At 36.1% G+C, this 11,874-nt stretch carries 9 protein-coding genes and 1 riboswitch; of the genes, 2 read left to right on the plus strand and 7 right to left on the minus strand.

Going from position 1 to position 11,874, the window contains the following annotated elements; genetic code table 11:
• Positions 1–136 precede the first annotated feature (136 nt).
• Positions 137–1,684: a DNA-binding protein gene (locus EUC40_RS22475; protein WP_156576650.1), complete on the plus strand. Its 1,548-nt coding sequence runs from the start codon at positions 137–139 to the stop codon at positions 1,682–1,684.
• 35 nt (positions 1,685–1,719) lie between these two features.
• Here the strand turns inward: EUC40_RS22475 and EUC40_RS22480 are convergent, their stop codons facing one another.
• The 6 genes from EUC40_RS22480 to brnQ1 form a co-directional block, all read right to left on the minus strand.
• Positions 1,720–3,441 (minus strand): DUF2339 domain-containing protein, encoded by a 1,722-nt coding sequence (locus tag EUC40_RS22480; RefSeq protein ID WP_156576651.1) that lies wholly within the window; start codon positions 3,439–3,441, stop codon positions 1,720–1,722.
• Between the two features lie 443 nt (positions 3,442–3,884).
• Positions 3,885–4,547 (minus strand): methionine ABC transporter permease, encoded by a 663-nt coding sequence (locus EUC40_RS22485; protein WP_017560983.1) that lies wholly within the window; start codon positions 4,545–4,547, stop codon positions 3,885–3,887.
• Positions 4,537–5,298 carry a methionine ABC transporter ATP-binding protein gene (locus EUC40_RS22490; protein WP_156576652.1) on the minus strand — a complete coding sequence of 254 codons (762 nt, stop codon included), beginning with the start codon at positions 5,296–5,298 and terminating at the stop codon, positions 4,537–4,539. The genes EUC40_RS22485 and EUC40_RS22490 overlap by 11 nt, the downstream gene beginning before the upstream one ends.
• Before the next feature lie 5 nt (positions 5,299–5,303).
• Positions 5,304–6,464: an acyl-CoA dehydrogenase family protein gene (locus EUC40_RS22495; RefSeq protein ID WP_156576653.1), complete on the minus strand. Its 1,161-nt coding sequence runs from the start codon at positions 6,462–6,464 to the stop codon at positions 5,304–5,306.
• Between the two features lie 14 nt (positions 6,465–6,478).
• Complete coding sequence (locus tag EUC40_RS22500; protein ID WP_156576654.1) at positions 6,479–7,297, minus strand: MetQ/NlpA family ABC transporter substrate-binding protein; 819 nt, start codon at positions 7,295–7,297, stop codon at positions 6,479–6,481.
• 58 nt (positions 7,298–7,355) lie between these two features.
• A riboswitch (SAM riboswitch) is annotated at positions 7,356–7,442 on the minus strand.
• A 279-nt stretch (positions 7,443–7,721) separates the two neighbouring features.
• On the minus strand, positions 7,722–9,023 hold the full coding sequence (gene brnQ1, locus EUC40_RS22505; RefSeq protein ID WP_425278196.1) for a branched-chain amino acid transport system II carrier protein BrnQ1: 1,302 nt from the start codon (positions 9,021–9,023) through the stop codon (positions 7,722–7,724).
• Between the two features lie 252 nt (positions 9,024–9,275).
• On the opposite strand from brnQ1, the gene EUC40_RS22510 reads away from it, so the two are divergent.
• Entirely contained in the window at positions 9,276–10,661 is a 1,386-nt protein-coding gene (locus EUC40_RS22510) for a peptide MFS transporter (RefSeq protein ID WP_156576656.1), read from the plus strand.
• A 31-nt stretch (positions 10,662–10,692) separates the two neighbouring features.
• On the opposite strand, the gene EUC40_RS22515 is transcribed toward EUC40_RS22510, so the two are convergent.
• Positions 10,693–11,814 carry a YHYH domain-containing protein gene (locus EUC40_RS22515; RefSeq protein WP_156576657.1) on the minus strand — a complete coding sequence of 374 codons (1,122 nt, stop codon included), beginning with the start codon at positions 11,812–11,814 and terminating at the stop codon, positions 10,693–10,695.
• Positions 11,815–11,874: the final 60 nt, after the last annotated feature.

Here is an 11,874-nt window from a genome sequence, read left to right on the forward strand (position 1 = left end):
TTTCATTATTCACATAAATATTTATCAACTAAATTAACGTTATTTTTACATTATTTAATATTTTCTATCTTTCTTTCCTAAAAAAAATAGATTACATTATGAAAGCACATATATTTATTATTAGGGGGATTCTTCTATGAAGAACAAAAAATGGATTACATTTTCTTTAGCAGCAGCAATTACACTAAGTATAGGAGCTTCGTTCATTCCATCTACTTATGCCGAAAGCTCCGTAGATCCGGCTCCTGAAATTGCCGCAAAAGTTGTAAATCAAAACAATGGGAAGAAAGTATTATTTGATAATACACACGGTCAAACGGCTGGAACAGCTGACTGGGTTATTGATGGCGGCTTTTCTGACTTCGGAAACGGCATTGCCCAAAACGGATATCATGTAAAGGAACTCCGTAAATCAACATCTATTACGTACGAAGATTTAAAAGATTACAATGTATTTATCGTTCCAGAAGCAAATATTCCTTACAAAAAATCTGAACAAGACGCAATGTTACAATATGTGAAAAATGGTGGAAGTATTTTCTTTATTGCCGATCATTATAATGCAGATCGTAATAAAAATCGTTGGGACTCTTCTGAAGTATTCAATGGATATAGACGCGGTGCTTGGGATAATCCCGCAAAAGGAATGTCAAACGAGGAAGTAAATTCACAAGCTATGCAAGGAGTAGAAAGCTCTGATTGGCTAGCTGATAACTTCGGTATTCGTTTCCGCTACAATGCAATTGGTGATGTTGCAGCTAAAAATATTGTGTCACCTGAACAATCATTCGGAATTACAGAAGGAGTTTCATCTGTAGCAATGCATGCTGGTTCTACTCTAGCAATTACAAATCCAAAACTAGCAAAAGGACTTGTTTACCTTCCAGAAAACCCGTCAAAATGGAATAATGCCGTTGATAGTGGTGTTTATAATGGCGGTGGTGTTGCAGAAGGACCTTACGCTGCAATCGCAAAAGTAGGACTTGGAAAAGCAGCCTTTATTGGGGACTCTTCTCCTGTTGAGGATGCATCGCCAAAATATGTTCGTGAAGATTCTGGTCAAACAAAGAAAACTTACGATGGTTATAAGGAAGAAAACGATGCGATCTTACTAGAAAATATCGTAAATTGGTTATCGAAGAAAGAGACATTTACAAGCTTAGATCAAGTTAACGGTTTACAGCTTGATGCACCTACAGCTCTACAACCATTCGAACAACCAAGTTTATCAACAGAACCACAACCAGAACCTTGGAGTGCGCCAAACGCAGGTTACCAATGGTTCAATACAAATACTTTTAAACCAGGTTCATACGGTTATAACGGTGCGGTAACAGCAAACGACTACGTAGTTACACACCCTAGCACTCTACCAAACAATGAAGTGTTCCAAATAAAGATTCAAGTGAATAACTTACTACCAAATACAACTTACAACAACTATTCTTTAGGTATATTCACTACTGGCGGTACACAGGTAGCAAAAGTTCAAAATGCAAACGGCACTTGGCCATCTACTTTCGGATATAGTAATGCATTTTCTTTCACAACAAACAGCTTAGGTTCTGCTGAAAAAATTGTAAATGTGCAAATCAATCCAACTACAACTGGACAAGCAACACTTCGTCTACGCCAAAACACAACAGCGAAATATAATGAAGCTGTCACGATTAACAAGCAATAATGAAAAAGGCAATCCGCATATGGATTGCCTTCTTTTCATTTCTCTTCTTTTGAGAAAAACATTCTTGAAATAACGATACCTATACTACCTACTATTAAGAATAACACTGCCCTGATCATCATTGATACTTCTGGTAAGTCTAGAAGGAATAGCTTCCCTATCGTTACGATTAATACGACTAAGCCGGCATACAATATTTCATTCATATTTTTATTCCGTCCAAGCCAAACTGCAAATAATGCATATATCATCCATAATAACGATACCGAAACACTAATTATGCTTCCATCTGTAGATAAAACTTCACCGATTCTCGTAATTGTAACGAATACAAGAACCATAAATGAATAGAGCGCTATAGAATAAACATATTTTCCAAAACTTATTAACACTTCTTTCGATTGTTTCATGCAGTAATAAAATGTCCCTATTAAAATAAGGTGAGCAACAAACCCCGCTGAAATAAATTGATCAAACGGACTAAAGATCGTTTGTATCATTCCAATCGCATAAATCGTTGCACTAACATACAATTTTATCTGTTGTTTTACTTTAATAGCAGTCATCATCCCTAGGAAACCTTGCAACAATAATACGATCGCTGCATTCACTAAACTGTATTCATATAAAATTGCTAAACTAAATGCTCCCATGGCGAAACCAAATAACAGATTTGTAAATGTAGAGTGTCTATTCTGCCTATATTCAAATACGAACATAATAGCATGCACAAGTGCACTAATGATTAATCCCCATGTTGTGAATTCTGGAATTTTTGCAATGGCTAATATAAAGAAAACGGCATTCGCACTAAATATCGCCAAGCGTGGTTCTAATATAAAACTTCTCTCCGTAAACATATGCCAAAATAATAGTAAATGAATCAAGCCATAAACAAACGTTAATTGTATTTGCAAATTCTCTACTAACATTGACATAACCGCAAAGAAAACAAAAAGGACAATTGCAGCAACAGCATAAGAAATCATATATAAGTACTTATAACGATTTTTCAAGGCATACCATAATAAACTAAGCGTTAATATCGTCTCATATCCAAAGAAAATGTACGAATTAGGAGTCGTACTATTTAACAAGAATGGCACGAAGAACGCTCCGACTGCTACGAAAATAGTAAGATATTCCGATTGATATCTTTTCGCTAAATAAATGCCTAAAATAACCCATACAATATTACAAATAAACGCGACACTTGCTGGAATGAATCCATATAAATAATGTGCCGCAAACGTCGTTAAAACAATACCCGTAATACTTCCTCCAGCTAACACTAACCCTAACGCTTGCCGCTCTCGTTTAATTTGAATGTCCCCTATATAATACAAACCGATAGATAGGGCAATACCAAACACAATTCGTATCGCTGGTGTTAATAAACCAGCATCTACCCCTGCTTTAAATAACCAAATAACCCCGAGTAACATAATACCGACAAATATGCGCGGCAACCATGTTTGGCAAAACTTAATAATATTGAATGGTTCCGGTTTAAAAGCAGCTATATTTACTTGTTTTTCCTCAATTTCTTGCATGGGCTCTTTAATTGCAACTACACTTTCTTGTGATTTTTCATCCACTATCGTTTCCATGTATACTTTCTTTTCCTTACAAACATGTTGCTGAGCGTTTTCTACTTCTATTTCTCTTTGTTTCGCTTTCAAGTCAGAAAGTGCTTCTTGCATCGTTTCTATTGCCGTTTCGAGTGCTTCTATTTTCTTATCCAAATCTTCCTTCATACGCTCCCTCCTCATCATCCTTTCGAAACCTATATATTACCAATTACCTTTATCATACTCTTAGTCTATTCATTTTCAATACTATTTTTCCAAAAAAAGAAAGGTGTTTTCCGAAATTGGAAAACACCTTTCTTTTATTTCTTCTTATTTATAGCAATACTAACAATTACACTAGGGCAGAAACCTACAAGTGCTGAAGCAATGACACTTGGCCATCTACTTTTGGATATAGCAATGATTTGCTAAAATAAAGTGAAACTTTAATCAGTGGGGGTTTTCTTCATCCCCCACTGATTATTAGCCTTCACCAATCGGACTTTTATGGGCAGTTGATCCCCCACCTAACTTCTTTGCTTTCGCTGAATTTTGAGGTGGGGGTCTTACTGCCCATTAAAGCGGGATAAATTATTGCTTTTCATGTATACAAAAGCCTTTTTACCTGCTTATCTTTTATCAATTTTTGCAGCAATTCGATTTCCAATGAATTGGACAGACTGGACAAGAATAACAAGCATAAGTACTGTAACTACCATAACGTCGGTTTGAAAACGATAATATCCAAACCGAATTGCTAAATCACCAATACCGCCTCCTCCGACAACACCTGCCATCGCAGAATAAGAAATAAAACTTACTGTTAAAACCGTTAAGCTTAATACAAGACCCGAACGTGCTTCAACGAGTAATACTTTCCGTACAATTTGAAGCGGCGTTGCTCCCATTGCTTCCGCGGCTTCAATTACTCCTTTTGGAACTTCACGTAATGCCTGTTCTACAAGTCTTGCAAAATACGGAATTGCCGCTACTGATAAAGGAATCGTTGCAGCAATTGGACCAATTGTTGTTCCTAATATCGCTCGTGTAAGAGGCACAAGAGCCACTAATAATATAATAAATGGGAATGAGCGGATAATATTTACAATCCCGTTTAAAATACGATGAACAATGTTCTGTTCCAGAATTTGTCCTTTACTTGTAAAATATAAAATAACACCTAAAGGAACGCCTAAAATAATTGCGGCTCCAACAGAAAGTCCAACCATTAACAATGTTTGCAAAAGTGATGTCCCAATCTCCGGAAGCAATGGGATAATGTTATTGAACATGTGCAATACTCCCTTCTTGCTCTACACCTAATAAGAGTTTTGCAATTTCTGATGTTGGTTTTAATTGTTGATCATACAAATCAAATGATTCAACAACTTCTCCCTCTTCCATAATTGCGACTTTATTACAAATTTGTTTAATGACATTCATTTCATGTGTTACGATTACGATTGTAACGCCTAATTCTCTATTGATTTTTTGTAAAAATTGCAAAATAGAAAGTGTTGTTTTCGGATCAAGCGCCGATGTCGGTTCGTCACAAAGTAGTACTTTAGGATTATTTGCTAATGCTCGAGCAATTGCTACCCTTTGTTTTTGTCCGCCACTTAGTTGTGAAGGGAAATGATGTGCTTTATCACTTAAACCAACAATCTCTAAACATTCCCTTACACGATTTTCTCTTTCTTCTTTCGAAACTGATTTTAGCTCTAATGGTAAAGCGACATTATCTAATACATTTTTATTATGAAGAAGATGAAAATGCTGAAATATCATACCAATCGATTGTCTTGCCGTTCGCAAATCTTTCTTAGATAAATTTGTTAAATCATTTCCGTTCACAATGATTGCACCTGAATCTGGCTTTTCTAATAAATTCATTGTACGTAACAATGTAGACTTTCCGGCACCACTTAATCCGGCAATCCCGTATATATCATATTCTTCAATTTGCAAAGAGACTGATTTCACCCCGTGAAATAAACCTTCTTTCGTTTGAAAGGTCTTATTTACATCACGTAACGTTATCATTTCACTCACTCCTTTTCACTCGATTTAAAAGCATCTTCCGCCAGTAACGAAAGCGTAACATCATCCATAGGAGGATTGTGCAAACCAGCTCGAACATTCAAATAATAGCGGTGTAATGGATTTGTTTCAGATAAGCTTTTAGCCCCTACAATTCGCATTGATTTATCAACAACTGATATCGCTGTATTTGTCGCAATATATTTTGCTGCTGCCAGTTCCGCTTGTAATGATTGTTTATCTTCTACATCATCATATTTTTTTGCGATTTGATATACAAACGTACGAGCTTGCAAGAGTTCTAGCTCTAACTCTCCTACTAACCTTCTAACATTAGGAAGCAAACTAATCGGATGAGTTAAACTATTCGGTTGATATGATTTTGCAAAATCAATTGCATAATTTCTTGCGGCCTGTGCAATTCCTAAATAGCATGCTGGTATATGAAGTAACCATCCAATTCCTTTTGGTTTCGTCTTTGAATCCTTTATATCAGTTAAACACTTATCAGCAATCTCTACATTTTTTAATACAAGATCATGACTAGCGGTTCCACGCATCGCAACGCTATCCCATGTTTCTTCAATAAAAACGCCTTTTTCATGTCTTGGGATTACAAATTCTCCAATTTCTTCGCGCCCTTCTATGCTGGCTGATATGATGAAATAATCAAGTACAGGAGCCATCGTTGTAAAAGTTTTTCTCCCGTTTATTATCCACTTATCACCTTTTTGAACAGCTAACGTTTCTGGTTTTCCACCACGCGTAGGACTCCCTGTATTTCGCTCTGTTGCAGCTCGGTTAAAAAGAGCACCCTTTTTTACTTCTTCACAAAGCCAGGAAAACATGTCAGGTTTCCACGACCGATTTTCAGCAAGTTCCTTAATAATTCCAAGATGCCACCCAATTGATAAAGCTGTCGCACCATCTCCTTCGGCAATCTTTTCTTGAAATAAAACAAAATCATATAAAGAAATAGACTCTCCTCCAACATCTTTTGGGAGCGTTAGTTTTGTATAGCCAATATCCTGTAAATCTTTCATATTTTCAAAAGGAAAAGAACCAAGCTCACTTAGCTGATGCTCTCTTCCTGCAAACTGTGGAATTAACTCCTTTAACTTCTCTAACACAAGCAGTTGTTTTTCTGTTTCTACATACGAGATTGCCATATTGAAGCCTCCTTTTACTTTAAATAATCAGGTAAAATAAAACCGTTAAACTGTTCTTCAGATTCAATCATTTTTTTAAATTCTGGTGAATGATATGCCTCAATTAAATCTTTAACAAATGCTTTCTCTTTGTCCTCATCACGAACGGTAACGATGATTCGGTGTTGTGATGGTGTTTTTTCTAATTCAAGTGCCTCTTTTAATTTATGTCCTGATGAAATAACAAGATTTCCGTTAATAATACCGTAATCTAAATCCTTCATAGCTCGTGGAATTTGCGGCGATTCAAGTGGAACCAGTTTGAAATTTTTCTTTTTATACGTCACGTCTTTTTCAGAAATCGTTAAAATATTTACATTGTCCTTTAACTTCACCCAACCAATTCCTTCTAAAATTCGTAATGCACGCTCTAAGTTAACAGGATCATTTGGTACTCCTATTTTCATACCATCTTCCAAATCATCTAGTGATTTATGTTTTTCAGAATATACACCTTGAGGTGCTGATGGGACTTGTATTACCCCTTTAATTTTCGCATTATTTTCTTTTGCGTATGATTCCATAAAGGCAGTACTTTGAAATATGTTTGCATCAATATCTTTATTTGTTAACGCTGGATTTGTTTCGTTTGGTGAATTAAACTCAACAATTTTAACTTTATACCCCTTTTTCTCTAAGTACGGCTGTACTGCTTTTTTCACTTGATCACTATACGGACCAGGTGTAAATCCTAAACTAATTTCTTTTTGATTCCCCGTTGATGTTTGTGTGCAACCAGTAATAATAAACAAACTACATACAATACTTACAAGTGCTAAAAATAAACGCTTCATCTCTTTTCCCCTCCTAATAAAAAAACAACCTTACATATAAGAAGGTTGTCGTTTTCCCCTCTTATCTACTCGGAATTAGCACCTTGTCATTTTTCAGGTTGCTGAAGTTTCATTGGGCCGTTCCCTCCACTTCTCTCGATAAGATTATATTGAATTGTTCTTTCTATTGTGTCACTATTCCGATAAAAATACAATGTTTTTTTACGTTTTTTTCCACATGATGTAGAGCAACGCATCCCAATAAAATATATTAATCCTACAGGAAAAAGACTTCTGTATCATTCCAACCTAGTAAGTTATTACACGCACATACACTTTTACCAATTGTTTTACTTTAATAGCAGTAACATTAGTCTATTCATTTTCAATACTATTTTTCCCAAAAAAAGAAAGGTGTTTTCCGAAATAGGAAAACACCTTTTACTTATTTCTTCTTATTTAAAACACTACTCACGATAACACCAATACAAGCACCTATAATAGCTGGAACAATCCACCCAACACCTTCTGTATAAAAAGGAATGTATTTCAATACTGACGTCCACTCATTCATCATTACATTTTTATTAAAAATATCAATTGCACTAAATACCGCTACAGCCCCAACGGTTACTGTATATACGTATACATACTTTCCAATATACTGATGGAATAACCCTAAAATAATAAGCGTTAATGCAACTGGATAAATAAATCCAAGGATCGGTACTGATACTTTTAAAATTTGCGTTAATCCTAAATTCGCTAAGAGCATACTAACAAAACTTAGTATAAACGCCCAAATTTTATAAGATACTTTCGGGAATGCACTTGCGAAAAATTGACTACAAGATGTAACGAGTCCGATTGAAACACATAAACATGCGATAGTAAAAATAAGACCTAATAAAACGACTCCGCCTTGTCCAAATAATACCGTCATAACTTGTGATAACACTTTCGCGCCATTATCAAACGTACCTAATGAACCACTAATTGAACCAACATACCCAAGGATGACATAAATAATAGATAATAAAAGACCTGCTCCAATACCAGCAATACTCATATATTTCGCTAAACCTTTATCATCTTCAATACCTTTTGCACGCAGCGCATTGGCAATCACAATACCAAAGATTAAAGCCGCTAGCGCATCCATCGTTAAATATCCGTCTAAAAACCCTTGGAACATAGGAGCTTGTCCATAGTTTCCAGCAGGTTCTTTCACACTACCTACTGATGTAAACATGCTTTTTATAAAGATAAGAGCAATCATACCTAATAATAACGGTGTTAAAACCTTTCCGAACAACCCCATTAATTTAGACGGTGATAAACTTAACCAGTACACAATACTAAAGAAAATAACCGTGTAGCATAATAAAACTACGCTTCCCGCTTCTGGGAAGAACTGACCTGGCCCCATTTCAAAAGCTAAACTTCCTGCACGTGGGATACCAAGACCTGGTCCAATAAATACATACACGATACACGGAAAAATAATGGCAAATGAAGAATGAACCCTACCCGCTAACGTTTGAAAACTTCCCGCTTTCGCAATAGCAATAACTCCCAATATAGGAAGACCTGTTGCTGATATAATAAACCCTACTAATGAAATCCACACATGTTCTCCTGCTTCATAACCAAGAAAAGGCGGGAATATAAGATTCCCTGCTCCAAAGAACATTGAGAATAACATAAGACTAATAAGTAAAATTTCTTTTTTCTGTAACAATTTCATTTCTTTCCCCTTCTTTAATTTCATCTTCCATGAAATCAATTTCACATATAAAAAAGTGCAATAATCCGCTTCCTTACAAAGAAAACATAGTCCATAGTCTATCACAAAAGAAACGCTCCTTCTATAGCTATCCCTCTTTTCCAATTTCTTCTGAAAAATCAACCTTTATTGACTTATAATAGTTAATAAGGTAAAATATTAAATGTACAAAATTATTAACTTTGTTTTTGTTTGTGTCAGGAGGAAAATAACATGGAATCAGCGATACAACTAGAAAGAGAACAACAAAGAAAAAAGAAACATCCTCCAGGTTTATACTTACTCTTCTTTACAGAAATGTGGGAAAGATTTAGTTACTATGGATTACGAGGATTATTAACATTATATTTAACGACAGCTTTAGTAAGCGGTGGTCTTGGGTTTAGTCCCGCATGGGCACTCTCTATTTACGGATTTTATACTGGAGCCTGCTATTTCACACCAATGATTGGTGGATACTTAACAGACCGTTTTCTAGGTAAACGAAAAGCGATCACAATTGGTGGTATAACAATGGCAATCGGTAACCTTACACTATTTGCCTTGCAAAACCAATTAGGCTTATACCTCGGATTAGCGCTTATTATTATTGGTAATGGATTCTTCAAACCGAACATCTCTACACTGGTTGGGGAATTATATGAAGAGAACGATTCAAAACGTGATAGTGCGTTTACCATTTTCTATATGGGTATTAACGTCGGGTCATTTTTAGCTCCACTCGTTTGCGGATTTTTATCAGAAAATTTATTCAAAACAACAGTTGATGGAGTGGTACATTACGGATTCCGTTACGGTTTCTTAGCCGCTTCAATCGGAATGATCATTGGACAAATTTTATTTACAACACTATCAAATCGCTTCCTTGGTGATATTGGTAAAAAACCAACTCGCGATTTGCAAACAGCTGCTGGACAACCATCAGTAGGAGATACACCGTTAACAAAAAAAGAAAAACAACGTACCGCAGTTATCGTCATTTTAACATGCTTTGTTGTCTTCTTCTGGGCTGGCTTTGAACAAGCCGGTAGTTCATTAACATTATATACAAACAAATTTGTAGACCGCTCTGTGTTCGGATGGGAAGTTCCAACATCTTGGTTCCAATCGGTCAATCCATTATTTATTATTTTACTTGCTCCAGTCATTTCAGCATTATGGGCAAAACTTGCAACTAGAAAAAAAGGGGACTTAAAAATCCCAACAAAAATGGGACTTGGTATGATCCTACTCGGTATCGGCTATATCATTCTCGTTATGGCTACATTAAAAACAGGTAGTGATGAACATAACATTACAGAAAAAGCAAACCTACTATTTATCGTCTTTACGTATCTTTTCCATACGTTAGGTGAGCTATTCTTATCACCTGTTGGGCTATCAATGGTTAGTGCACTCGCTCCAGTAAAACTTGCTTCTTTATTAATGGGTGTATGGCTAGCAAGCTCAGGAATCGCCAACATTTTAGGCGGACAACTTGCGAGCTTTACAACTTCACTTGGATATTCTGAAGTATTTATAGTAATTGGAGCTGCCGCGATTGTCTTAGGTTGTGTTTTATTATTAATTTCTAAGAAATTAGTGAAATGGATGGAATAAAAAAAGATGAGGAATTTCTCCTCATCTTTTTTTATTCTTTCTTACCCTTTTCTATAGCTTGCTCATACAGCTCTTTATGTTCTTTATATTCACTTGGCACGAAATTTTTATAGAAGAATGAAAGCCAGCTATCTCCCTTTTTATATCCTTCTTCTCGAATTTCCGTTGCCTTTTTATTTGATTTAAATCCTTCAACAAACCATTTCTTTAATGATTCATTCTTTTCATACTTAGCAGGAACTTTCAAATCATAGTTTTCAAATGCATACTTATAGCCAGCTTTTTCTACTGCCTTTTTTGTAGACTTATAGCCTTTTTCATACGCGGTTTCATATGCTTTCACGTATGCATCTTTATCACTATTCCCAGGATTCTTTTCTGCTAACTCTTTACCAGCCTTTTCCCCTAGTTCCGCTTGCTCTTTTTCAATTTTTTCCGTTCTTTCTTTATTTCCTACTTTGAATCCCTCTTCAAAGTTTGGTTTAAACTCTGGGGCAACTTGACTATCGTCCATTACCTCTTGTGCTAACCCCTGCTCTTTCCCTTTTTCAAAATGCGTTTTTTTCTGTTCTTCTAACGACCATGCCGCAGCATAAGCAGTTGTAAATGCTTGTTTATATGTATCCGATTTTCCAGCTACATGTGCTTCTGCAGCATTTTTACCAGCTTTAAAATCAGTTTCTCCATTTTTTTGGCCTTCAAGTTGACCTTTTTCCATATCAGCTTGGCGCTTAGCTTCTTCTTGCTTACGCGCCTCTTCTGCTTTTCTTTGTTCCTCAGCTACACGTTGTCTCTCTTCTTCAGCTTTACGCTGTGCTTCTGCAGTACGCTGCCTCTCTTCCTCTGCTTTACGCTGTGCTTCTGCAGCACGTTGCTTTTCAACCTCAGCATTGCGCTGTGCTTCTGCTTGTCTTTCAGCTTCTACAGCGCCGTTATTATTTTGACTAGGTGCTGGGCTCGTTGCACCACTACCAGAAGCTGGTTTATTATGATAATGATATTCCCCGTACTGTAATCCCCATTTCTCACAATTTGTACGACACGTATGTCCACCATTAGCATCTGTACGCCCTGGATGCGCATAAGCTGAAATTGGAGCTATCAATAACGCTATACTTGTTGTTAAAAGAAGTTTCTTCACCTGTTGTTTCACTCTTGTTCCTCCCAAAATCTAGAATTCTAACTTTATTATACATAAATAGAAAAATACTTA

Source organism: Bacillus luti, from assembly GCF_009739945.1.
In the GTDB taxonomy this organism is placed as follows: domain Bacteria; phylum Bacillota; class Bacilli; order Bacillales; family Bacillaceae_G; genus Bacillus_A; species Bacillus_A luti.